The organism is Marivita cryptomonadis, assembly GCF_002115725.1.
Lineage (GTDB): Bacteria > Pseudomonadota > Alphaproteobacteria > Rhodobacterales > Rhodobacteraceae > Marivita > Marivita cryptomonadis.
Window position 1 is genome coordinate 146,798 of record NZ_JFKD01000006.1, and the last position, 23,848, is coordinate 170,645.

The following is a 23,848-nucleotide window of genomic DNA, read 5'->3' on the forward strand; positions in this document are numbered from 1 at the left end:
GGTGCATGCGTCAACGAATCTACGATGTCAGTCGACCGCAACCGGCCTGTCCCAGATGTAAATTCCTTGGCTTCACCGTTTTCGGGTCGTGATTTGGCCCGAAACCGTGTGTACCGAACCATTATGGAACACTGGACGGATCATTGACGGCATGGTGCTGTGGCTTTCCCTTGGCTGGGTTTTTGCGTCTGTCATGGTCGCGATGCTGCCATTGCGGTCGCAATATGTGCCGGGAGTGCTGTTGTTACTCGCAGCACCTATTCTGATTGTTCTGATTGCACGGGCCATCGGTTTTGGGGCGGCCTGTGCTGCGTTGCTGGCCTTCGGGTCGATGTACCGCAATCCGTTACGATATTTCTGGACACGCCTGACAAGGCCCAAGGAGGAGCACCCCCTATGATGAGCTATTCCCTTAGTGCAGCTTGCTGCTGGATCATCCTCGCGGCGATCCTTGCCGCACTTCCGTCGCGCGACAATCATTGGCGCCGGGCTTATGGGCTGATGGCTTTGGGGGGCCCGATCCTTGTCTGGGTCTATCTGTCTGACGGGGTCATCTGGGGTCTGGTCTTTACCTTGGCCATGCTGAGCGTGTTCCGCTGGCCGTTGCGCCACTTTATCGCGTGGCTTCTGCGGGCGGTGTCGCGCCGCGCCGAATGAGGCTTTACGTGCCGCAGCCCTTTGGGCAAAACGCGGAGCATGAGCACTCTTCCTGACGTTCGGGGTACATTGACCCCCAACAAAGTTTTGTCCGACCTGACTTGGCTGCGCGTGGGCGGGCCGGCAGACTGGCTGTTCCAACCTGCGGATGCGGATGATCTCTCCGATTTCCTCCGTGACCTTTCCGAAGACGTGCACGTCTTTCCCATGGGCGTCGGATCGAACCTGATCGTCCGCGATGGCGGTTTGCGGGCGGTGGTGATCCGCTTGGGGCGCGGGTTCAACGGCATCTCCATCGACGGAACACGTGTGACAGCTGGTGCGGCTGCGCTTGATGCCCATGTGGCGCGCAAGGCCGCTGATGCAGGGGTGGATCTGACCTTCCTGCGCACCATCCCCGGTGCCATCGGGGGTGCTGTGTGTATGAACGCGGGCTGTTATGGGTCATATGTTGCCGATCATCTGGTCGAGGTGCGTGCGGTTTTGCGCACCGGCGACGTGGTGACGTTCCCGGCCTCGGACCTGCATTTGTCCTATCGATCAAGCGTTTTGCCCGAAGGTGCGGTTGTGATCGAAGCAGTGTTCGAGGGCCAGCTTGATAACCCAGCCGCGCTGCATGAGCGGATGGAAGACCAACTGGCCAAACGCGATGCAACCCAGCCCACAAAGGATCGCACCGCAGGCAGCACGTTTCGCAATCCGGCGGGGTTTTCTTCGACTGGCAAAGCCGACGATGTGCATGACCTGAAGGCGTGGAAGGTGATTGACGATGCTGGGATGCGGGGGGCTACGCGGGGTGGGGCCCAGATGTCGCCCAAGCATTCGAACTTTCTGGTCAACACCGGTGGTGCCACGGCGGCGGACCTTGAAGGATTGGGCGAAGAGGTGCGAAAAAAGGTTTTCTTGCACTCTGGAATAGAGTTAGAATGGGAAATCAAACGCGTCGGTGAGCCGTTGGCTGACAGGACGTGACCGGACGAGGGATAAACCCTCGCAGGTGAAGGCGGTGCGCCGGGCAGGTTGCACAACATAACAAGGGGCACAGCCCCAGGCAGAAATGGGGGCAAACCCCCATGATTTGAGGCGGTTTTGGGTATGTCGAGCAGGGCAAACCCGAAAGTGGCAGTATTGATGGGTGGCCCCTCGGCCGAACGCGAGGTGTCCTTGTCGACAGGGCGTGAATGCGCCGCCGCTTTGCGGGACGAAGGATTTGAGGTTCACGAGGTCGATGCGGGCCGTGATCTCGCATCCGTATTGACCAGCCTTTCTCCAGATGTCTGTTTCAACGCGCTTCACGGTCGGTGGGGTGAAGATGGCTGTGTGCAAGGCCTGCTTGAATGGTTGGGTATTCCCTACACACATTCCGGAGTCCTCGCCTCGGCTTTGGCCATGGACAAAGAGCGGACCAAGGATGTCTATCGCCGCCATGGTTTGCCAGTGGTGGATAGCGTTCTTGCCGCGCGGGACGAGGTGAAAGAGCGCCACGTGATGGCGCCGCCTTACGTGGTCAAACCCTTCAACGAGGGGTCGTCCGTCGGGGTGTACCTTGTCAGCGAAGGCGCGAACGATCCGCCGCAACTGTCGGACGACATGCCCGAGACCGTAATGGTCGAAGCCTTTGCGCCGGGCCGCGAATTGACGACGACCGTGGTCGGGGATCGGGCGCTGTGCGTGACCGACATTCTGACCGACGGCTGGTATGATTACGACGCCAAGTACAAACCCGGTGGCTCGCGCCATGTGCTGCCTGCCGCTGTTCCGGACGAGATCACGGCGGCGTGCCTCGATTATGCCGTTCGCGCGCACAACGCGCTGGGTTGCAAAGGTGTCAGCCGCACGGATTTCCGCTGGGACGAAAGCAAAGGGCTGGCTGGTTTGATCCTGCTTGAGACCAACACACAGCCCGGCATGACGCCCACCTCGCTGACCCCGGAACAGGCTGCGCATACGGGTATGAGTTTCGGTGCATTGTGCCGCTGGATCGTTGAGGACGCGTCATGTCACAGATGACCGCACGCCCCGATCCGGCGCCGTCGCGCCTGAAGTACCGCATGGAACGGCTGATGCTGACGCCGCTGTTCCGGCTGGTGTTGCGGTTTGGGCTGCCCTGTCTTTTGACCTTTGGAATCGCAAGCTGGTGGCTGTCGGTCGATGACAACCGGATGAAGATCATCGACACCTATGCCGACTTGCGTTCGCAAGTGGAAAGCCGCCCGGAGTTCATGGTCAACATGATGGTGGTGGATGGTGCGAGCGAGATTGTCTCGGATGGCATCCGGCAGATGTTACCCTTGGACTTTCCGATCAGTTCCTTCGACCTCGATCTTGAAGCGATGCGTGAAGTTGTGGTGGCGCTTGATCCGGTCAAATCCGCCCGACTTTACGTGCGTCAGGGCAATGTTCTGCAAGTCGACGTGGTTGAACGAATCCCCGTGGTTCTGTGGCGAAACGAGCAGGGGTTGCAGCTTTTGGATGTCGAGGGTGTGTTGGTTGGCCCCGCTTTCGTAAGGGCTGATTGGCCGGAGTTGCCGTTGATCGTTGGCGACGGCGCAGACAAGAACGTCATCGAAGCACTGGACCTCGTGGCGGCCGCAGAGCCGCTTTCCGCGCGTTTGCGAGGGCTTGTGCGGATGGGAGAGCGGCGGTGGGACGTGGTGCTTGACCGCGAGCAGCGCATCCTTTTGCCGGAAATCGAAGCGGTGCAGGCGCTCGAACGGGTGATCGCCATGGATCAGGCGGTCGACATGCTGGAACGGGATCTCGTCGCAGTCGATCTGCGATTGCCGAACCGGCCAACACTTAGAATGACAGACGGGGCGGTGCAGGAACTCATCCGCATCCGGGCGATCGAGGCAGGGGAACAGTAAGAATGATCGAGCTTTACGAGTCACAGCGGGCGATGCGCAACATGCGCAAGGCGGCGATGCAGAGAGGGGTGATTGCCATTCTCGACATCGGCAGCTCCAAGATCGCGTGTCTTGTGTTGCGGTTCGATGGAACGGACCGCGTCATCGAAACCGACAGCATCGGATCGTTGGCTGGCCAATCCGGCTTTCGAGTGATCGGCGCTGCGACGACCCGGTCTCGCGGTGTGCGCTTTGGCGAAATCGATTCGATGGGTGAAACCGAACGGGCCATTCGCACCGCGGTGCAGGCGGCGCAGAAGATGGCGCAGATTCGTGTTGATCACGTGATCGCCTGTTTCGCCGGTGCTGATCCGCGCAGCTATGGGCTTGCCGGGCGGGTCGATGTCGCGGGCACCGCGGTGGATGAACAAGATGTCGCGCGTGTGCTGTCGGCCTGTGATGTCCCCGAGTTTGGCCATGGACGCGAGGTTCTGCATGCGCAGCCGGTGAACTTTGCTCTCGACCATCGCAGCGGATTGATCGATCCACGCGGCCAGATCGGGCAGGAATTGGCTGTCGACATGCATATGCTCACGGTTGATGCCTTGGCCATCCAGAACCTCGCGCATTGCATGAAGCGCTGCGACCTCGAATTGGCGGGTATCGCCAGCTCTGCCTATGTTTCGGGCGTGTCGGCACTGGTCGAAGATGAACAAGAGCTTGGCGCCGCCTGTATCGATATGGGTGGTGGATCAACTGGCCTCTCTATCTTTATGAAAAAGCACATGATTTACGCAGACGCCGTGCGTATGGGCGGTGATCATGTGACCAGCGATATTTCGATGGGATTGCAGGTTCCGATGGCTGTGGCCGAACGGATCAAGACCTTTCATGGCGGCGTCGTGGCAACCGGGATGGACGACCGTGACATGATCGAAATCGGTGGTGACACGGGCGACTGGCATCACGACCGTCGGTCCGTAAGCCGTGCCGAACTGATCGGCATCATGCGTCCGCGCGTCGAAGAGATCCTTGAAGAGGTCCGTGCGCGGCTGGATGCAGCCGGTTTCGAACACCTCCCAAGCCAGCAAATCGTGCTCACTGGTGGGGCCAGCCAAATCCCCGGTCTGGACGGTCTGGCAACAAAAATCCTCGGGCAGCAAGTGCGCCTTGGACGGCCCATGCGGGTACACGGTTTGCCACAGGCCGCGACCGGTCCGGGATTCGCCAGCGCGGTCGGTTTGTGCCTGTTTGCGGCCAATCCGCAGGACGAATGGTGGGACTTTGAGATCCCTGTAGACCGTTATCCGGCGCGTTCCCTGAAACGTGCCGTAAAATGGTTCCGTGATAACTGGTGACCGCAAGATGTTGAGGTTTCGGCAAAATCCCGCGTAGGGGGGTGGCAATCTTAGGCACATTTGGTGCTAAACTACGGTTTTTACGTGACGTTTGGGTGATTGCCCGGTAATAATTGTAGAAACAGGTGCAGAAAACGTCCCGAAATGGGGCTGAGACAGCAGGCGGACAAACAAATGACATTGAACCTTTCGGTGCCCGGACAGGAAGAATTGAAACCCCGCATCACCGTGTTCGGTGTAGGCGGAGCAGGCGGAAACGCGGTCAACAACATGATCGACAAGTCCCTTGAGGGCGTCGATTTCGTGGTGGCCAACACTGACGCGCAGGCCCTGCAGCAAAGCCGTTCGGCCAGCCGCATCCAGCTGGGCGTCAAAGTGACCGAGGGTCTGGGCGCTGGCGCCCGCGCGACAGTCGGCGCCGCGGCTGCGGAAGAAAGCATCGAGCAGATCGTTGATCACCTTGCCGGGGCGCATATGTGCTTCATCACGGCGGGGATGGGCGGCGGCACCGGGACAGGTGCTGCACCGATCATCGCACAGGCGGCCCGTGAACTGGGTGTTTTGACGGTTGGTGTTGTGACCAAGCCGTTCCAGTTCGAAGGCAACAAGCGGATGAAGCAGGCCGAGGATGGCGTCGAGGCGCTGCAAAAGGTCGTTGATACGCTGATCATCATTCCTAACCAGAACCTGTTCCGTCTGGCCAACGAAAAGACCACCTTTACCGAAGCGTTCTCGATGGCAGACGACGTTCTGTATCAGGGTGTGAAGGGTGTGACTGACCTGATGGTCCGTCCGGGGCTGATCAACCTCGACTTTGCCGACGTGCGTGCAGTGATGGACGAAATGGGCAAGGCGATGATGGGTACCGGCGAGGCCGAGGGCGAAGATCGCGCCATTCAGGCCGCCGAAAAGGCCATCGCGAACCCGCTGCTGGACGAAATCAGCCTGCGTGGCGCGAAGGGCGTTCTCATCAACATCACCGGTGGTCACGACCTTACCCTGTTCGAACTCGACGAAGCGGCAAACCGCATCCGCGAAGAAGTGGATCAGGACGCAAACATCATCGTTGGCTCGACGCTGGATGACAGCATGGAAGGCATGATGCGTGTCAGCGTTGTCGCAACCGGCATCGACGCCGTTGATGTACACACCGAAGTTCCGGTCCCGCGCCGGTCGCTGGCAACGCCGCTGACCCAGACCACACGTGTCGAGGAAATCCAGCACGCCGAGCGCGCAGAACCCAAGCCCGAGCCGATTGCGGCCCGCACGGCACACGAGCCGTCGCTGTTCGATGCCGAGCGTGAAGCGGCTGAAGAGCAGATGGAGACCTTGTTCGAGGACGAACGCGTTCAGACCGAAGCCGTCGACGACGATGGCCTGCCGATGCCCGCCTACCGTCCTCAGGTGGCTGAATTCAATCCGCGCGAAGACAGCATCGAAGCCGATCCTGAACAGTTCGTTGCACCTCGTGCCCCGGCTCCTGGCACCCCGAGTGCCGAAGCGCTGGCACGTTTGCAAGCCGCGGCATCACGTGCCCGCCCCGCACCGGGCGCCCGCCCGAACATGCAGGTCGAGCAAGAGCCAGCAGACAGTGAACGCCCCCGTTTTGGCATCAATTCGTTGATCAATCGGATGACTGGTCATGGTCAGCAGGCCGAAGCTCCTGTGCGTCGCACAGCGCAACCGCCTGTCCAATCCAGCGGTGCCGCACCGGCACGCGCACCGTCTCAGGACGCGGACGAAGATCAGGAGCGGATCGAGATCCCGGCTTTCCTGCGGCGTCAGGCAAACTAAAAAAGCGAAGAATCGCTTTCGAAGCGCCCCCGTTTCCGGGGGCGTTTTTTGTTGAGAAACAATATATTGTGAGGTCAGGCGAGAATCCGCCGATATCTTTTGGGCGCTTGTTTCAGCCCGTTACAATCTTTGATTTGAGACCAGATAGGTCAGCGAGTATCACCCATCTTGAAACGTCGCATGGGGGTGCCGGCGTATTTTGTTGAGGATCATTTGCAGACAACGGTTCACACCACAGTCCGTTTTTCGGGCATCGGCCTGCACACCGGTCGTCCGGTCAACATGTCGATCTGCCCGGCGCCGTCTGATCATGGCATCGTGTTCGAGCGCGCGGATATCCGTTTGGGCAATGCACGGATCCCAGCCTTGTTCGACTTTGCCGAACATTCGCCGCTCTGCACCAAGATCGTAAACGAGGCCGGTGTCTCGGTCTCGACCATCGAACATGTCATGGCAGCTTTGGCTGGGTGCGGTGTGCACAACGCTCTGGTACGGATCGATGGCCCGGAAGCCCCTGTTCTTGACGGCAGTGCAGTGGCGTTCGTGCGCAGCATTCTGGCCGTTGGCGTCAAACAAATGCGCGCACCCATCAGGGTGATCGAGGTGTTGGGGACGATTGAAGTGCATACAGCACAGGGCTGGGCACGCTTGGGACCGGGTGAAGGCCTGACGATGGATTTCCACATCGACTTCGCCGACCGGGCCATTGGTAAACAAAGCAAGTCGCTAAACCTTTCCAATGGCACATTTGTCCGTGAACTCAGTGACAGTCGTACTTTTTGCCGGGCTTCCGATGTCGATGCGATGCGCGCCGTCGGCAAGGCACTTGGCGGTACGATGGAAAACGCCGTGGTTGTCGATGGCGATGCCGTTCTCAGCCCGGGTGGTCTACGGCACCACGATGAGGCTGTACGCCACAAGATGTTGGATGCGCTTGGCGATCTTGCTTTGGCAGGCGCGCCGATGCTGGCCCACTACGAAGGCCACAAAGCGGGGCACACCCTGACGAACATGCTTTTGCGCGAACTGTTTGCCACACCGGACGGCTACCGCATCCGCGAATGCGATGCAGTTTTGGCGGCTCGTTTGCCGGGCGCTGGCGTATCGGCGCACGAAATTCCGGCGGTTGCCTGACCGCTGCCTCAGCACATGCATTATGCCGCACACCGAGCTTGCGCTGACGCGTGATCGCTTGTGTGCCTAAAGGCGTTTTGCCTTCCGATTTAATGTGCTAGGACCAAAGACAGACAAGTGGCACATATAGCCACGGCGGTTTAACGAAGGTGACGGGCATGGCAGCGGGCAGAAGCGCAAGAGCTGTGATCGGAGCGGGGCTCTTGGTGGTGACGCTGACGGCGTGCAGCGATGGCGAACGTCCGGGCTTCGGCCCCGGTGGTGTACCGATCGAGAACTTTACCGCCGAACAGATCTTTGAACGGGGTGAATTCGAACTGGATCGCAGCGATCCCGAAGATGCCGCGTTCTATTTCTCCGAAGTCGAACGTCTCTATCCTTATTCTGAATTGGCAAAACGTGCTGTGATCATGCAGGCCTTCGCCCATCACCAGAACAAGGATTACGATAACAGCCGCTCTGCCGCTCAGCGGTATATCGACTTTTATCCAACCGACGAAGATGCGGCCTACGCGCAGTATCTTCTCGCGCTCAGCTATTACGACCAGATCGAGGAAGTGGGTCGCGATCAGGGTCTGACATTCCAGGCGTTGCAGGCCTTGCGCACTGTGATCGAACGCTACCCCGACAGCGAATACGCGCGGTCTTCGGTGCTCAAGTTCGATCTGGCGTTTGACCATCTTGCTGCCAAGGAAATGGAAATCGGGCGCTATTACCTGCGCCGCGAACATCATGCGGCCGCGATCAATCGCTTCCGTGTCGTGGTCGAGGATTTCCAGACCACAACTCACACCGCCGAAGCGTTGCACCGTCTGGTTGAGGCGTATCTGTCATTGGGCCTGACCGATGAGGCACAGACAGCTGGGGCCATTCTGGGCTACAACTACCAGTCCACAGATTGGTACGAGGACAGCTTCAAACTGCTGACAGGCCGTGGGCTTGAACTGAAGGCGACCGGAGACAATTGGCTGCGGCAAATCTATCGCCAGATGGTCAAGGGTCAGTGGCTTTGATCGGGGGGCGGTGCGTCTGACAACGCACCCGGTTGCACAGAATGCTGCGCACGCTTGAAATACGGGACATGCTGATCATTGATCGGTTGGAGCTTGAGTTCCAATCCGGTCTCAATGTGCTGACCGGAGAAACCGGGGCCGGCAAGTCGATTCTGCTCGACAGTCTTGGGTTTGTGCTGGGCTGGCGCGGGCGTGCTGAACTGGTGCGCAGCGGGGCAGAGCAGGGCGAAGTGACGGCGGTTTTCGATCTGCCCAAGGGTCACCCGGCGCATGGCGTTCTGGCCGAAGCCGGGTTCGAGGATGCGGACGAATTGATCCTTCGCCGCGTGAATACCGCCGATGGTCGCAAGACCGGTTGGGTCAATGATCGGCGTGTGACGGGCGAAATGCTACGCGCGTTGTCGGACACGCTTGTTGAACTTCACGGCCAGCACGACGACCGAGGGCTGCTGAACCCCAAAGGGCACCGCGCGCTTTTGGATGAGTTTGCCGGGCATGACGATCTGCTCGCTGCAGTAAAATCGGCATGGAATACACTGTCCAAGGCTCGCAAGGCGCTGGCCGAAGCGGAAGCAGCTTACAAAGCGGCACAGGCCGAGGAAGAATTCCTGCGCCATTCGGTGGGCGAGTTGGACAAGCTGTCCCCCGAGCCCGGTGAAGATGCGGAGCTCGACGCGCGCCGCCGCATGATGCAGGCCTCCGAACGCATCCGTGATGACATTGCCCGCGCTGCACAGGTGATGGGGCAGGACGGGGCCGAAGGCGCGTTATCGGACGCGCTGCGCTGGCTTGAAGGGGTCAGCGAAGCTGCCGAGGGGCGTTTGGACGATCCGCTTGCCGCCCTTGCCAGAGCGATGGCCGAACTGGACGAGGCAGCGCGCGGCGTGACAGCAACGCTCGAATCGCTTGAATTCGATCCGCACGAACTTGAGGCAACGGAAGAACGGCTCTTTGCGCTCCGGGCGCAGGCGCGCAAACATGGTGTTGCCCCAGATGATCTATCGGGTTTGGCAGACACATTGCGCGACCGATTGGCGGCGCTCGACCAAGGCGCAGATCGCCTGTCCCGCTTGCAATCCGAATTGCGCAGCGCTGAAACGACGTATGACAGCGCGGCGATGGCATTGCGCGACAGTCGCGTCGCGGCGGCCAAGCGTCTGGACGCGGCCGTTTGTGCCGAACTTGCGCCGCTCAAGATGGAGCGCGCGGTTTTCGTGACCGATCTGTCCGCCGCATCTGCCGGAGCGGATGGTAGCGACGCAGTCGCCTTCACGGTTGCAACCAATCCCGGCGCACCCGCGGGTCCGATTGGCAAGATCGCCTCTGGCGGCGAACTCAGCCGCTTTCTGCTGGCGCTCAAAGTGTGTCTGTCGGAACAGCGCGATGCCGGGCTGACAATGATCTTCGACGAGATCGATCGCGGTGTTGGCGGGGCCACTGCCGACGCGGTCGGACGTCGTTTGGCCGCGTTGGCCGAAGGCGGGCAGGTTCTTGTCGTCACCCATTCGCCGCAGGTTGCGGCCCTTGGCGCCCATCACTGGCGGGTGGAAAAGCGCGTTGCGGACGAGCAGACCACGTCGACCGTGGTGCCATTGGATACACCTGCGCGGGAAGGCGAGATCGCCCGCATGCTCGCAGGCGATACCATCACGGACGAGGCCCGCGCGGCGGCGCGGGCGCTCTTGGCCGGTTAGAGGCGCATCATTCCGTATCCGGCGAGCGCCAGAGTGAGGCCACTGAAGACGGTGCGCATCACGTTATAGACCTGCCATGTTCCGGAATACTCCACCCAGATCGCGCGAGCGGCATCGATATCCGTAGGTACGGTCAACAGGCCCAAGGCTTCGTTCATCGGCACATTGTTCGTCATGGTCAAGATCAACCCTCCAGCCGCATAGATCAGCCCGCCCACGGCAAAGGCCAAAGCTGCGCGGTTGCGCAGGGTGCGCCATGCGAGAAGCGCCGCAATCCACAAAACAAAGGGTGTGCCGAAAAACGCCGGGGCAAAGACCGCGTTGCGCACCGATCCGTTCATCGCCTGCATGGCTTGAATGGCGACCCGTGGGTCGGTCGCATCCAGCCCCCACATGGTGGAGCAGATCCACGCATAAAAGAACCCGAAAATCGCGCCGCTGAAGACAACAGACATCAGGCCGGCAATGCGTGTTGCAAGGTCTGCGACAGCAGAAACTTGCGGGGCCGGGACGGCATAGGCGGCGGGAAGGGGGGTCATGTCAGTTTCCTTTCAAATCCGTAATTTGGTGTACGCCTTTACAAATCCGTATATTTGATTACGGATATGAGTCAACCGTTTTTTCCAAGAGGTATCGGATGCGCGAAGACAACAAGGCGCAAAGACGCGAACAGATCGAAGCAGCTGCGTATGACCTTCTTGCGGAAAAAGGCTTTCAGAACATGTCGATGCTGGCCGTTTCCAAATCAGCCAAAGCCTCGAACGAAACGCTTTACAGGTGGTACGGCGACAAGATCGGTCTTTTCAAAGCTTTGATCGCCACCAACGCCGAACGGGTTGCCACGCGGTTGCGCGAGGCGTTGGAGACTAGCACTCAGTTGGATCAGGCCCTGACCGAGATCGGTCCTGTCCTTTTGTCGATGCTGCTTGGGGACCGGGCGATTGCGCTCAACCGGGCCGCGGCGGCGGATGCCAGCGGGGTTCTGGGCGAGGCGTTGGCGCAGGAAGGGCGGGGCAAGGTGTTTCCGTTGATCGCGGACCTTTTCGGCAGGCTGGTCAAGCAGGGCCTGCTCAAGGGTGACCCTGCCGAAATTGCGGCACTGTATGTCGATCTGCTGGTCGGCGACCTGCAAATTCGGCGTGCAACAGGCGCTTTGGGCCCGCTGCGCGATAGGGTAATAGAAGACCGCGCACACCTTGCCCAAGAGCGTCTTTTCAGACTTGTGGGTGTGTCGTGACACCGACGGTCACAGACTGTGATCGCTTCAGGGGTGGACAGTTCAGCCGCATTGAATAAGCCTTGGTAATCAGAAGTTTTTTTGGCGTGGTTCGCTTCTCCGAAAGGTCCGCTCGGCATGGCGCCTGCTTTGCGTGGTCAGTTACAAGCATTGAAAAGGCAGGTCGAGCGCGGCTGGGATGTGCTGCGCCATAAAGGACCGTCGCAATTCCAGTTCTGGCTGATAGCACTTTTGATTGGGATCGCGGCCGGTCTTGCGGCCACCTGTTTCAGACTGGCGATCACGTTTCTGCAAACCTCGGTCTACGGCACACCCAGCGTGACGACCATTCACAGCTATGCCGAAACCCTGCCGTGGTGGATGCTGCTGCTCATCCCGACGGTTGGCGGCCTCGTGGTGGGAGTGATCGTGCATTACTTCACGCCTGATGGACGTGTGCGCTCGGTTGCCGATGTGATCGAAGGCGCGGCACTCAATGATGGGCGGGTGGAAAAGAAGGCGGGGATCGCGTCGGCCATCTGTTCTTGGATCACACTTTCCACCGGCGGCAGCACAGGGCGGGAAGGGCCGGTTGTCCATATCGCCGCGATGCTGTCGTCCTGGGTGTCCAACACGATCCGGGCTGACGGCATCACCGGACGCGACTTGCTGGGGTGTGCGGTGGCCGCAGCCGTGTCTGCCAGCTTCAATGCGCCTATCGCGGGGGCCTTGTTCGCGCTCGAAGTAATCTTGCGCCATTTTGCGGTGCACGCCTTTGCCCCTATCGTGGTGGCGAGTGCTGCCGGAACGGTGATCAACCGTCTAGTCTTTGGCGATGTGACAGAGTTCAAACTGCCGGGCACCACCACTGTCGAATTCTATCTTGAATTGCCGGCCTTCTTCATCCTTGGCTTGATCTGTGGCCTTGTCGCCGTGGCGATGATGCGGGCTGTGTTTCTGGCTGACGATATCGGATCGCAAGTGCAGCGCGATCTTGGCCTGCCGCACCTGCTGCGCCCGGCGGCGGCGGGGGTCATGCTGGGCGCTTTGGCGATCTGGTTTCCGCACATCATCGGCGTCGGCTACGAGACCACGTCCCGCGCCCTGACCGGAGCACTTCTGTGGCACGAAGCGGTGGTCTTTGCGATGCTCAAGGTGGTGGCAGTGGCCATCACCATGGGCGGACGCATGGGGGGCGGCGTGTTCTCGCCCTCGCTGATGCTGGGCGCGTTGACCGGGTTGGCGTTCGGCCTGATCGCCACTGGGCTTTTCCCCGATCAATCGGGCACAGCGACGCTTTATGCGCTTGCCGGTATGGGCGCTGTCGCAGCCGCCGTGCTGGGCGCGCCGATTTCAACCACACTGATCGTGTTCGAACTGACCGGAGACTGGCAGACCGGGCTTGCGGTGATGGTCTCGGTTTCCATGTCCACCGCCGTATCTGCGCGACTGGTCGACCGATCATTCTTCCTCACCCAATTGGAGCGTCGCAACGTGCACCTTGCGGCTGGGCCTCAGGCCTATCTTCTGGCGATGTTCCGGGTGCAGGGGGTAATGCGCAAAGCAACCGACAACAACGCGGCAGACGAAGAGGCGTGCCGCACGATGATCGAACAGGGGCTTTTTGTGCAGGCGCAAGCGACGCTGGAAACCGCCTTGCCGCTTTTCGACAAATCAGGCGTGGCCTTCCTTCCGGTGGTCAAGATTGAGGGACCAGATGACGCGCCCGTTCTGCAGGGCGCGCTGTTCCATGTCGATGCGCTCAAGGCTTATAACCGTGCACTTGCGGCGACGGCCGAGGAAGAGCACGGTTGAGAACGGTAATTAAATCCGTTCGACCTGCACCCCATCCTGCACCCAGAATGCCAGATGGTCCTTGATGTCGGCCGCTTCGGGCTTCGGGTCTTCATAGGACCAGACAGCGTTGGTGTAGGTCTTGCTTTTGGACACAATGTCGAAATAGCTGGCTTCGCCTTTGTGCGGGCAGGTTGATGTGTGCGCGGACACATCCAGAAAGGCCATCGCAACATCGGATCGCGGGAAATAGATGACAAACGGCATCTCGCCTTCGGTCAGTTCCAAGGCGTTGGTGCTTTCCGCGATCACGGCACCACCGGCACGCACAACCCAAGTTCCTTCGGCAGGTCTGACTGTAATGTGTTTCTGCATGATCCGTCCCTTTTGAGTGCGATGTACCGGGGTTAGCGGGGGAATGTAAATGTTTATGGTCAGATTGGTGCGCAGGCCTGCGTTAGCCAGAGTGACACATCCCCCTCCACCAAAGTCCCGATCCGCGTCAGAACCTCTGTATGATAGGCGTTGAGCCAGCGACGTTCTGCGTCTGTCAAAAGCCCCGTGTCGATCAGCCGCGTGTCGATCGGCACATAAGTCAGTGTCTCGAAACGGTACATGTCCGGCACCGTCTGACCGGGCAGGGCCGGGGCCTCTTCCACGACAATCAGGTTCTCGATGCGGATCCCGAACGCGCCTTCTTTATAGAAACCCGGCTCGTTCGACAGGATCATCCCCGGCATAAACGGCACGGTTCCGGTGCGCGCCAGCCGTTGTGGACCCTCGTGCACGCTCAGATAGGACCCGACGCCATGCCCGGTGCCGTGCCCATAATCCATCCCATGCTCCCAAAGCGCGACACGTGCCAGCGAGTCCATGTCACGCCCGGCAAGGCCCTTGGGCCAACGCAGTTTCGAGATTGCGATCATGCCCTTGAGTACCAGCGTAAACGCGCGTCTTTCCTCTTCGCTGACAGTCCCGATGGCGATCGTGCGGGTGATGTCGGTGGTGCCATCCACGTATTGGCCGCCGCTGTCGACCAACAAAAGCCCTTGTTCGACCGCGCGGTTGGTCTTTTCCGTCACCCGGTAATGCACGATGGCCCCGTTCGGACCGGCACCGCAAATGGTGTCGAAGCTGATATCCCGCAGCGCATTGGTCGCCGAGCGTTCGCCTTCCAACTTTGTGACCACATCGATCTCGGTCAGGCTGCTTGCGGGCTGCTGGTCCAGCCAGCACAGAAACCGTGCCATCGCCGCCCCGTCGCGCAGATGCGCGGCGCGTGTGCCGTCCAGTTCCGCCGCTGATTTGCAGGCTTTGGGCAAGGCGCAGGGGTCTTGCGCCTCGATCATCTGTGTTCCCGCCTCACGCAACGTATCTGCGACGATCACCGGGCAACTGGCTGGGTCAATTTGGACCGGACCTTCCAGCTTGGCCAATGTCGGCAGGAAATCCTCGACCCGAGCCACATGCACATTCGGGCCAAGGTGATCCCCCAGATTGACCAGCTTTTCGGGGTCCACAAACAGTGTGACCGTGCCCGATGCATGCAACAGCGCAAATCCTAGCATAAACGGCGTACGTGGCAGGTCATCCCCGCGGATATTCAGAAGCCAGCAAATGCTGTCGGGCAGGGTCAGAACGGCACAGTGCGCTGACCCAAGGGTGGCCGCCAAGCGCGCGATCTTGTCGCCATGCGCCTCTCCGGCAAGGTCTACTGGCTGGGCAAAGGCATGGGTCGCGGGGGGCGCAGGTTGATCCGCCCAGATTCGATCCACAAGGTTGTCTGTCCGCTGCAACGTCACGCCGGATGTGCTCGCTTCCAGCTCCCTGATTTGCGACACGGTGTGCAACCACGGATCAAAGCCCACAATGCCGTTCTGCGCGACATGTTCCGACACCCAGTCGCCCAGTGTCACCTCGGGCCAATGCACGGGCGTGAACACGTCTGCCACCTGCGCGCGAACCTGCACCCGGTAGCGACCATCGATGAACACGCCAGCCTTGTCCTGCAACGCCACGCAAAACCCCGCTGATCCGGTAAACCCGGTCAGCCATGCCAGACGGCTGTCCCGCTCGGCGACGTATTCACCCTGATGCGCATCGGCGCGGGGAACGATGAACCCGTCCAAACCCGCAGCCGCCATTTCGGCGCGCAACGCCGCCAGTCGCGGTGGGCCCTGTTCGGGAGAGGATGTTTCGGAAAAGCTCTGGAACATGATACGGTCTCTCTTGGATGTAGCGCGAGCGAACCCGGAATGACGCGCAATGGCAAGCCCCGCCGCAATCGGTCAGGGGGTTGGAATGGCCCCAGCTTCTTCTTTTTTCAAATATGCAAACCGCGGCCCGCAGGGACGCGCCAATTGTAACAGCACCGCCGACCCGAAATCCGGATCAACTCGCGCGCTTGATGCCCATGAGCCGCGCCCGTGCCCGTGGATCGCTGTCGAAAAGCGAGGCCAGCTGTTCGGTCATGGCTCCCGCCAGCTGCTCCACATCGGTGATCGTCACCGCACGTTCATAGTAGCGCGTCACGTCATGACCGATACCAATCGCCAGCAACTCGACCTGACGCCGCCGCTCCACCATGGCGATCACGTCGCGCAGGTGCTTTTCAAGGTAATTGGCAGGGTTGACCGACAGGGTGCTGTCATCCACAGGCGCCCCATCCGATATCACCATCAGGATCTTGCGCGCCTCAGAGCGGTGCAGCATCCGCCGATGTGCCCATTCAAGCGCCTCGCCATCGATATTTTCCTTCAGCAGGCCTTCCTTCATCATCAGGCCCAGATTGGACCGCGTCCGCCGCCAGGGGGCGTCGGCGCTCTTGTAGATGATGTGGCGCAGGTCGTTCAAACGACCGGGCTGCTGTTCGCGCCCCTCGTTCAGCCATTTCTCGCGGGCCTGGCCGCCTTTCCACGCACGGGTGGTAAAACCAAGGATCTCGACCTTGACCGAGCACCGCTCCAAGGTCCGTGCCAGAACATCGGCGCAGATCGCGGCGATGGAAATCGGGCGTCCCCGCATGGAGCCGGAATTGTCCAAAAGCAGCGTCACAACCGTGTCGCGAAACTCGGTGTCCTTCTCGACCTTGAAGGACAGAGGGGTCGTCGGATTGGCGACCACACGTGCCAAACGACCGGCGTCCAGAATGCCCTCCTCCAGATCGAATTCCCACGACCGGTTCTGCTGCGCCTGCAGGCGGCGCTGCAGCTTGTTGGCCAGACGGCTGACTGCGCCCTTCAAAGGCTCCAATTGCTGATCGAGATAGGCACGCAACCGCTCTAGCTCGATAGGCTCGGCCAGCTCTTCGGCAAGGATTTCCTCGTCATGGGTCGAATCGAACACCTTGTAGTCGGGATCTGCTTCGGAAATCGGGGCAGGGGGCGGCGGCTCCAAGGGCGCTTCGCCCTCGGGCATTTCGGTCTCGTCGCTCATCTCCTGATCGGCCATCTCGTCCATGGACACCTGCGCCTGGCTGGGGTCCTGGGTTTCGTCCTGGCTCGACTCGGGATTGGCTTCTGCGTCTTCGCTGTCGTCCTCGTCCTGACCGGTGCTGTCAGGATCTTGCTCTTCGTCGCTGCCCTCTTCGGCCTGATCCTGCGCGTCCTCGTCCAACTCGTCGGGGTCATCTCCCAACTGATCACCATAACCCAGATCGGTGATCACGGCGCGGGTGAAGCGGGCAAAGGCCGCCTGATCGCTCAGCACATCCTGCAAGTTCTCAAGCGTGCCACCCGCCTGATTTTCGATAAAGCCGCGCCAGAGGTCCATGACGTTCTGCGCGCCTTCGGGCAGATCGCGCCCGGTGGCCAGATGGCGCACCAGATACCCTGCCGCTTCGGCGAGTGGCGCGTCCGAGGCTTCTTTGACCTGATCATATCCACGCCGCAGCGCTTCATGACCGATCTTGGCGTCGATATTGCCAGCAGTGCCGGGCATGTCGCGCGCGCCCATCGCCTCGCAGCGGGCAGTCTCCATGGATTCGTAAAGTTCGCGTGCCAGATCGCCCTGAGGCGCATAGCGCGTGTGGGTGCCTGCATCGTGATAGCGGCGATACATCGCCATCGCATCGGCGGTGCCCCGCGCCAGCATCACCTCGTCACGGGTCAAACGACGGCTGATCTGCGGAAGGCGCATCGCATCGCCGGAAATGCCGGACGGGTCGACCGAATAGCTGACCGTCAGATCCGGGTCGCGCGCCATGACCTTGGTCGCTTCGGCAAGCGCCTTCTTGAACGGATCGGCTGGGTTGTCACTCGGTTTGCTCATGACCTGACCTTTCCACGCGGTTCGTTTGCACGCAATGCCGACGGCCCGAAGATGCGGCGCGTCATGCAGGCATCTTTGGGTCGAAAATACCTCGGGGGTCTGGGGGTGGAACCCCCAGCCTGTCGGATCGGCATCGCCGATCCGATACCCATCAGCCCAAGCTCAGGGAAGCCGCGCTCTCGGGCAGCTCTTCGTCAAAGCAGCGCTGGTAGAATTCCGCCACGGTCTGACGCTCGAGCTCGTCGCACTTGTTTAGGAACGACACGCGGAACGCATAGCCCACATCGCGGAAGATCTCGGCGTTCTGCGCCCAGGCGATCACGGTTCGCGGGCTCATCACGGTCGACAGGTCGCCGGACATGAACGCGGTGCGCGACAGGTCCGCCACGGTCACCATCTGGCGCACGATCTTGCGGCCCTTCTCGGTGTTGTAATGCGGGGCCTTCGACAGAACGATCGAGGTTTCGGCGTCGATCGACAGATAGTTCAGCGTCGCCACCAGCGACCAGCGGTCCATCTGACCTTGGTTGATCTGCTGTGTGCCGTGATACAGGCCCGTGGTGTCGCCCAGACCAACGGTGTTGGCAGTGGCAAAGATGCGGAAGTATTTGTGCGGAGTGATGACCTGATTCTGGTCGAGCAGCGTCAGTTTGCCGTCGGTTTCCAGAACCCGCTGGATCACGAACATCACGTCGGCGCGGCCCGCGTCATATTCATCGAACACGATGGCGGTGGGGTTGCGCAGCGCCCAGGGCAGGATGCCTTCCTGAAACTGGGTGACTTGCTTTCCGTCGATCAGCTTGATCGCGTCCTTGCCGATCAGGTCGATCCGGCTGATGTGGCTATCAAGATTGACCCGCACGGCAGGCCAGTTCAGACGCGCGGCAACCTGTTCGATATGGGTCGATTTCCCGGTGCCGTGATACCCTTGGATCATCACGCGGCGGTTGTTGCGGAAGCCCGCGAGAATCGCCAGCGTGGTATCTGGATCGAATTTATAGGTGCTGTCTAAGTCAGGCACGCGTTCCGTACGCTCTGGGAAGCCATGGACAACCATGTCCGTATCAATGCCAAACACCTCACGCACGGAAATTTCTTCTGTCGGTTTGGCGTTGATGTCGATCGTCCCGTCAGCCATGTTGCAGACATCCTTCTCAGCTTGGGTTTTGCCTGTGTGGTGCAACATATTGGCGGGAGGAGCAAGGGAAAGGGCATGGGAATTCGTTCATGACGCCGCAAGAAGAGGTGGAAAACCTTATTGCCCGCGTGGCGATGGGCGACCGTGCTGCGTTCAACCGTCTGTATGAAAGGACCTCCGCGAAACTTTTTGGCGTCTGCCTGCGTGTGTTGAATGATCGCGTAGAAGCCGAGGAGGTGTTGCAGGACGTGTTCGTGACGGTGTGGAACAAAGCCGACAGCTACAAGGTCAACGGGTATTCCCCGATGACGTGGCTCATCACGATCACCCGCAACCGCGCGGTGGACCGTCGTCGTGCCATGAAGTTGCCACCCGTTCCGATCGAGACCGCCGATCTGATGCCCGACAGCAAACCCGGCCCCGAAGCCAGTGCCGTCGCGGCATCCGAGGCGCGTCAGATCAAGGCCTGCCTTGACGAGCTGCCCCGCGCACGGGCGCATTTGGTGCGCCGGGCCTATCTCGAAGGTGACAGTTATGCCGATCTCTCAGAGGCGACCGGCGTGAACCTCAACACCATTCGGACATGGCTGCGCCGTAGCCTCATGGCCCTGCGGGAGTGTTTGAGCAGATGACCGATCACACGACACCCCCCGAAGGCCCCGAATACGAGGATGACCGCGTTCTGGCCGCCGAATACGCGCTTGGTCTTCTGAGTGCCGAGGAACGTGCCCAATTCGAGGCCCGGCTCGACAGCGATGCCGATCTGCGGGCAGAAGTCGTCGCTTGGGACGAACATTTTGCCAGCGTCATTCTGGACGAGATCGCCCCGGTCGACCCATCCCCGCAAGTGGCCAAGCGTTTGCAGACGATCCTCTTCAAGCCGGAAAAGCAGTCTTTCTGGCAGCAGATTTGGCCATACGGGCTGGGCGGTGTGGCCGCTGCGCTGGTGCTTTGGCTGACGATCAGCACAGGCGTCCTCATTCCTGATGACACCGGCCTGCAACCCGATCTGGTGGCGGAACTCGCCCCGACGCCGGACGGCGAAGGGCTGGTGATCCGCGCCGCTGTCGATACAACACGTGGGGCTGTGGAAGTGGTGCGCGCTGCAGGTGCACCGCCGGAGGGTCGAGTTTTTGAGCTATGGCTGATTGCTGGCGATGCGGCACCGGTGTCGCTGGGCCTCCTCGACGAGGGCAACAGCACCCTGATCGATCTGCCGCAGGATTTGGTGGCTTTGCTGGCGGGGGCGCTGTTGGCGATTTCCGATGAACCACCGGGAGGCTCACCAACAGGAGCGCCGACAGGTGCGGTACGGGCAGCAGGATCGCTCACGTCGTCGTGATCCAACTGTGATGATCTTTTTTGAAACGCGTCTGACCTGAGCTCCGTGTCTACCTCCGACCCGCTGGACAACTTGGCGGGAAACCTTGGAGGACGATATGACATTTAAGACCATGATCACCGCTGCTGTGACTGCCACCGCCTTGACCGGCGCTGCCTTTGCCGAAAGCCACGCCGGTACTGACAACCCGATGGTGGGTGGAGCCGCAATGTTCCCCGACATGAACATCGTCGAGAACGCCGTCAACTCTGCCGATCACACCACGCTTGTGGCCGCGGTCAAGGCAGCCGGCCTTGTCGACACCCTGATGAGCGAAGGCCCGTTCACCGTGTTCGCTCCCACCAACGCTGCGTTCGACCGGATTTCTGACGAGTCGCTGAATGCTCTGCTGCAGCCTGCGGCAAAGGCGCAACTCACGCAGATTCTGACCTGTCATGTGGTTGCTGCCAACGCAATGTCCGATGCCATCGCGGGGATGATCGCCGATGACGGCGGCACGCATCCGGTTCAAACCGTGGGCGGATGTACGTTGCAGGCCAAGATGGACGGATCGAAAATCACACTCACGGACGAAAACGGTCGCGAAGCCACCGTGACGATTGCCGATGTGCGGCAGTCGAACGGGGTCATCCATGTGATCGATCGCGTACTTTTGCCGGCTCAGTAAACTCCTGTTCCCCAACCCTGGGGTTTGAGAGATCGCGCAAAAGTGTGTGCCCCGGTCTTGCGCACCGACGGACCGGGGCACCATTTTATACTAGAGAGAAGGAGGACACGATGTTGAGACGCCATTTCCTGCAGACCGCCGCAGCCGCTTTGGGCCTAGGGGGCATGACACATGGGGCAGGCGCCGCCGAGGGCACCTTCGAAATAGCCCGGTCCAAATCCGAGTGGAAAGCCATGCTGACCTCCTTGGAATACCGCGTGATGCGCGAGGAGGGTACGGAACGTGCATTCTCGTCGCCACTTAACGACGAAAAACGCTCCGGCATGTTCCATTGCAAGGGCTGTGATCTGGCGCTCTACGCCTCCGAACACAAATACGACAGCGGAACCGGTTGGCCCAGTTTCTGGCAGGCTCAGAGCAGCGCCATTGGCACCAAGGCAGATCGGGCGCTGTTCATGGTTCGCACGGAATGCCATTGCCGTCGTTGTGGCAGCCATCTGGGCCATATCTTCGACGATGGTCCTCAACCGACAGGCAAACGCCACTGTATCAACGGTGTCAGCCTGAGCTTCCGGGCAGCATAGGGCACGCCGGATTTTGCAAAATCCTGCGTAAACTCTTTGAAGAGTTTACGCCCTCAAATGCCCCGCGCGCCCAACCCCAACTGCATCAGCGTCTTGCGCACGGGTTTGAGCGTATATAAAGCGTCCAGCCCCTTGGCGCGTATGTCGCGCAGGGGTTGCGCACTCAGCATTGACGTGCGGTTCAACAACGTGATCCCCGCAACCCGCGCTCGGATCTCTGCAATGCGGGTTTGATGATAGGCGTCCAGCATCTTGCGGTCCCCGATATGGCCCCCCGCCTGTCGTGCCAGATCGCGCAATACGCTGATATCCTTCAGGCTCATGTTCAGCCCCTGCGCCCCAATCGGGGGCACCACATGCGCGGCTTCGGCCACCAGCGCGATCCGCTCGCCGCTCAGCCGGTCGGCATGCTGGCTGATGATCGGCCAGATCGTGCGCCGTGACGCCAATTCAAGCGGACCGAAAAGGCTGCAAGACCGTGTCGTCATTGCCTCCTCGAACGCCGTGGTGTCCAGCGCCATCAATGCCTCTGCATTTGGGCCTTCCTCCATCCAGACAATAGCCGAAGACGGGCGCCCCTCCAGATCCGGAAGTGGCACAAAGGTGAACGGCCCACCTGTACGGTGGATCTCTGTCGACACGTTGCCATGCGGAATGGGATGAGTGACGGCAAAGGCCAACGCCTTTTGCCCGAACCGTGTGGTCTGAATGTCGATGCCTGCCGCTTTGCGCATCGGTGAATTGCGCCCGTCCGCTGCAATCACTAGCTTGCAGCGCACCTTGGTGCCATCGCTCAGCCCGACGCGGGCTTCTGCCTCGCGCGTGAAGAGCGACGTGGTGCCGAATCCCGCGCGGAAGGTGACCGTATCAAGCCCGTCCAGATGCGCCACGAATTCACGGCGCAACAGCCAATTTGGAAGATTCCATCCGAAGGGCTGGTCGGAAATGTCGGACGCGTCGAACTCCTTGGTCACGCGGGCCCTCGGCTCTTCGCCACCGGCATCAACGATCCGCATCACCTGCAGGGGCATGGCATGCCCTTCCAGCCGCGCCCAGAGACCGATCTCATCAAGAAACGCCTGCGCCGGTTGCAGGAATGCCGTTGTCCGCAGGTCCGCACCGTCTGCATCGCGATCTGTGACTGGCGGCGTGGGATCGAGGCACAGCACCGAATAGCCGTCCGCGCCGAAGGCTGCCGCAGCGGCCAATCCGGCGATACCGCCACCTGATACAACGATGTCATATGTCATGGCTTAGGCCTTTCGGTTCAGGTGCCGCACCCCTTATAGGCAGTGTGCGTCCGATGTGCGATGCGTCAGGGCGCGCTATTTTCCGACTGTGATCAGGATCAGCAGAACCATCACCACTGGCACCATCGCAAGTGCGGTCATGGTCAACGCCACAACGCCCCATGTCTTGACCGCAAGCACCAAAAGGGTAAGCAGCGCGACCAGCAGGTAGTAAATCGTGTCCGGTCCACCTTCTTTGAGATCGCGGGCAATCCAGCCGATAACCGGGATGGCGTAAAACGGGTTGCGACGGTGCGCGAGTGTAGGTTCCGAAACGGACATCTGAGATCCCTCTTTTGTGTCTGCAAAAGAGATAGGCAGCCGGAGCCGCTGGAAAACTGCCAAATTGCCGCAATGCAGCAAGAACTTGTCAGGTCAGCCGCGCAAGAAACTCGGTCAGGTCGGATGTGTGGTGGTGGATGTGTTCGGCGTCGATCGCGTCCGGGGCCACATGCACCGTGCGCATCCCCATTGCATGTGGTGCGGCAAGGTTGCGCGGATCATCCTCGAACATCGCGGCGATTTGCGTGTCGGTGCCATCACGCCCGAACACGCGCTCGAACGCACTGCGTTCGGGCTTGGGTTGGTAATCGGCATGCTCCACGCCATAGACGGCATCGAAGATATCATCCAGCCCGCGCGCTTTCAGCACGTTGCGGGCATAGGGCTCGGACCCATTCGTATAGACGATCTTGCGTCCCGGCAGATCGCGGATCAGCGATGCCAGATACGGGTCTTCGGACAGGACGGTGAAGTCGATGTCATGCACCTCGTGCAGATAGGGTGCCGGGTCCACATCATGTTCGCGCATCAAACCCGCCAACGTGGTGCCATAAGTCTTCCAATACTCGACGCGCAGCGTATTGGCGCGCTCTTTGTCGACGCCCAGTGAGTCCATGACGAACTTCGTCATCCGCACTTCGATCTGGTCGAACAGGCGAACGGCAGGTGAATACAGGGTGTTATCGAGATCGAACACCCAATGGCGCACATGTTTGAAAGCGGACTTTACCATACCCCGCAAACTAGGCGTCGCAATCGGGCGCGGCAATG

24 protein-coding genes are annotated in these 23,848 nt (G+C 60.4%); 16 read left to right on the top strand and 8 right to left on the bottom strand.

Annotation, left to right across the window (positions count from 1 at the left end; translation table 11 throughout):
* Positions 1–151: 151 nt before the first annotated feature.
* The 10 genes from MCRY_RS08660 to recN all read left to right on the top strand — a co-directional run bounded on the left by MCRY_RS08660 (position 152) and on the right by recN (position 10,496).
* The gene (locus tag MCRY_RS08660; RefSeq protein ID WP_085629098.1) at positions 152–400 is read left to right on the top strand and encodes a DUF2484 family protein; all 249 of its coding nucleotides are present in this window, start codon (positions 152–154) and stop codon (positions 398–400) included.
* Positions 397–657 (top strand): DUF2484 family protein, encoded by a 261-nt coding sequence (locus tag MCRY_RS08665; RefSeq protein WP_238939843.1) that lies wholly within the window; start codon positions 397–399, stop codon positions 655–657. Before MCRY_RS08660 ends, MCRY_RS08665 begins: the two co-directional genes overlap by 4 nt.
* 39 nt (positions 658–696) lie before the next feature.
* Positions 697–1,629, top strand: coding sequence for a UDP-N-acetylmuramate dehydrogenase (gene murB, locus MCRY_RS08670; RefSeq protein ID WP_085629099.1), 933 nt, complete (start codon positions 697–699; stop codon positions 1,627–1,629).
* A gap of 123 nt (positions 1,630–1,752) precedes the next feature.
* Positions 1,753–2,667 (top strand): D-alanine--D-alanine ligase, encoded by a 915-nt coding sequence (locus tag MCRY_RS08675; protein ID WP_171046186.1) that lies wholly within the window; start codon positions 1,753–1,755, stop codon positions 2,665–2,667.
* On the top strand, positions 2,655–3,524 hold the full coding sequence (locus tag MCRY_RS08680) for a cell division protein FtsQ/DivIB (protein WP_085629100.1): 870 nt from the start codon (positions 2,655–2,657) through the stop codon (positions 3,522–3,524). Before MCRY_RS08675 ends, MCRY_RS08680 begins: the two co-directional genes overlap by 13 nt.
* A 2-nt stretch (positions 3,525–3,526) precedes the next feature.
* On the top strand, positions 3,527–4,861 hold the full coding sequence (gene ftsA, locus MCRY_RS08685; RefSeq protein WP_085629101.1) for a cell division protein FtsA: 1,335 nt from the start codon (positions 3,527–3,529) through the stop codon (positions 4,859–4,861).
* Positions 4,862–5,035: 174 nt separating this feature from the next.
* A complete protein-coding gene (gene ftsZ, locus MCRY_RS08690) occupies positions 5,036–6,655 on the top strand; it encodes a cell division protein FtsZ (protein WP_085629192.1) in 1,620 nt (539 codons plus the stop codon).
* 213 nt (positions 6,656–6,868) lie between these two features.
* A complete protein-coding gene (gene lpxC, locus MCRY_RS08695) occupies positions 6,869–7,789 on the top strand; it encodes a UDP-3-O-acyl-N-acetylglucosamine deacetylase (RefSeq protein WP_085629193.1) in 921 nt (306 codons plus the stop codon).
* Between the two features lie 158 nt (positions 7,790–7,947).
* Positions 7,948–8,802, top strand: a complete 855-nt coding sequence (locus MCRY_RS08700; RefSeq protein ID WP_085629102.1) for an outer membrane protein assembly factor BamD — start codon at positions 7,948–7,950, stop codon at positions 8,800–8,802.
* 41 nt (positions 8,803–8,843) lie between these two features.
* Entirely contained in the window at positions 8,844–10,496 is a 1,653-nt protein-coding gene (recN, locus tag MCRY_RS08705) for a DNA repair protein RecN (RefSeq protein ID WP_085629103.1), read from the top strand.
* Here the strand turns inward: recN and MCRY_RS08710 are convergent.
* Positions 10,493–11,035, bottom strand: coding sequence for an anthrone oxygenase family protein (locus tag MCRY_RS08710; protein ID WP_085629104.1), 543 nt, complete (start codon positions 11,033–11,035; stop codon positions 10,493–10,495). The genes recN and MCRY_RS08710 overlap by 4 nt on opposite strands.
* Positions 11,036–11,133: 98 nt before the next feature.
* Here MCRY_RS08710 and MCRY_RS08715 point away from each other — a divergent pair, with 98 nt between their 5' ends.
* Both MCRY_RS08715 and MCRY_RS08720 read left to right on the top strand, forming a co-directional pair.
* Complete coding sequence (locus MCRY_RS08715; RefSeq protein WP_085629105.1) at positions 11,134–11,733, top strand: TetR/AcrR family transcriptional regulator; 600 nt, start codon at positions 11,134–11,136, stop codon at positions 11,731–11,733.
* Between the two features lie 117 nt (positions 11,734–11,850).
* Positions 11,851–13,527 carry a chloride channel protein gene (locus tag MCRY_RS08720; RefSeq protein ID WP_085629106.1) on the top strand — a complete coding sequence of 559 codons (1,677 nt, stop codon included), beginning with the start codon at positions 11,851–11,853 and terminating at the stop codon, positions 13,525–13,527.
* Positions 13,528–13,536: 9 nt separating this feature from the next.
* On the opposite strand, the gene MCRY_RS08725 is transcribed toward MCRY_RS08720, so the two are convergent.
* From MCRY_RS08725 to cobS, 4 genes are all read right to left on the bottom strand, one after another.
* Positions 13,537–13,881, bottom strand: coding sequence for a DUF427 domain-containing protein (locus tag MCRY_RS08725; RefSeq protein WP_085629107.1), 345 nt, complete (start codon positions 13,879–13,881; stop codon positions 13,537–13,539).
* A 59-nt stretch (positions 13,882–13,940) separates the two neighbouring features.
* Positions 13,941–15,722 carry an aminopeptidase P family protein gene (locus MCRY_RS08730; protein WP_085629108.1) on the bottom strand — a complete coding sequence of 594 codons (1,782 nt, stop codon included), beginning with the start codon at positions 15,720–15,722 and terminating at the stop codon, positions 13,941–13,943.
* A gap of 175 nt (positions 15,723–15,897) precedes the next feature.
* Positions 15,898–17,775: a cobaltochelatase subunit CobT gene (gene cobT, locus MCRY_RS08735; protein WP_085629109.1), complete on the bottom strand. Its 1,878-nt coding sequence runs from the start codon at positions 17,773–17,775 to the stop codon at positions 15,898–15,900.
* A gap of 151 nt (positions 17,776–17,926) precedes the next feature.
* Positions 17,927–18,913 carry a cobaltochelatase subunit CobS gene (gene cobS / locus MCRY_RS08740; protein WP_085629110.1) on the bottom strand — a complete coding sequence of 329 codons (987 nt, stop codon included), beginning with the start codon at positions 18,911–18,913 and terminating at the stop codon, positions 17,927–17,929.
* Between the two features lie 89 nt (positions 18,914–19,002).
* Here cobS and MCRY_RS08745 point away from each other — a divergent pair, with 89 nt between their 5' ends.
* The 4 genes from MCRY_RS08745 to msrB all read left to right on the top strand — a co-directional run bounded on the left by MCRY_RS08745 (position 19,003) and on the right by msrB (position 21,506).
* Positions 19,003–19,545, top strand: coding sequence for a sigma-70 family RNA polymerase sigma factor (locus MCRY_RS08745; protein WP_085629111.1), 543 nt, complete (start codon positions 19,003–19,005; stop codon positions 19,543–19,545).
* The gene (locus tag MCRY_RS08750) at positions 19,542–20,255 is read left to right on the top strand and encodes an anti-sigma factor (RefSeq protein WP_085629112.1); all 714 of its coding nucleotides are present in this window, start codon (positions 19,542–19,544) and stop codon (positions 20,253–20,255) included. The genes MCRY_RS08745 and MCRY_RS08750 overlap by 4 nt, the downstream gene beginning before the upstream one ends.
* 97 nt (positions 20,256–20,352) lie before the next feature.
* Complete coding sequence (locus MCRY_RS08755) at positions 20,353–20,922, top strand: fasciclin domain-containing protein (RefSeq protein ID WP_085629113.1); 570 nt, start codon at positions 20,353–20,355, stop codon at positions 20,920–20,922.
* A gap of 110 nt (positions 20,923–21,032) precedes the next feature.
* The gene (gene msrB / locus MCRY_RS08760; RefSeq protein ID WP_085629114.1) at positions 21,033–21,506 is read left to right on the top strand and encodes a peptide-methionine (R)-S-oxide reductase MsrB; all 474 of its coding nucleotides are present in this window, start codon (positions 21,033–21,035) and stop codon (positions 21,504–21,506) included.
* A 53-nt stretch (positions 21,507–21,559) separates the two neighbouring features.
* Here the strand turns inward: msrB and MCRY_RS08765 are convergent, their stop codons facing one another.
* The 3 genes from MCRY_RS08765 to MCRY_RS08775 all read right to left on the bottom strand — a co-directional run bounded on the left by MCRY_RS08765 (position 21,560) and on the right by MCRY_RS08775 (position 23,810).
* Positions 21,560–22,756: a UbiH/UbiF family hydroxylase gene (locus tag MCRY_RS08765; protein WP_085629115.1), complete on the bottom strand. Its 1,197-nt coding sequence runs from the start codon at positions 22,754–22,756 to the stop codon at positions 21,560–21,562.
* Positions 22,757–22,831: 75 nt separating this feature from the next.
* Positions 22,832–23,077 (bottom strand): hypothetical protein, encoded by a 246-nt coding sequence (locus MCRY_RS08770; protein ID WP_085629116.1) that lies wholly within the window; start codon positions 23,075–23,077, stop codon positions 22,832–22,834.
* 88 nt (positions 23,078–23,165) lie between these two features.
* Complete coding sequence (locus MCRY_RS08775; protein ID WP_085629194.1) at positions 23,166–23,810, bottom strand: pyrimidine 5'-nucleotidase; 645 nt, start codon at positions 23,808–23,810, stop codon at positions 23,166–23,168.
* Positions 23,811–23,848 lie beyond the last annotated feature (38 nt).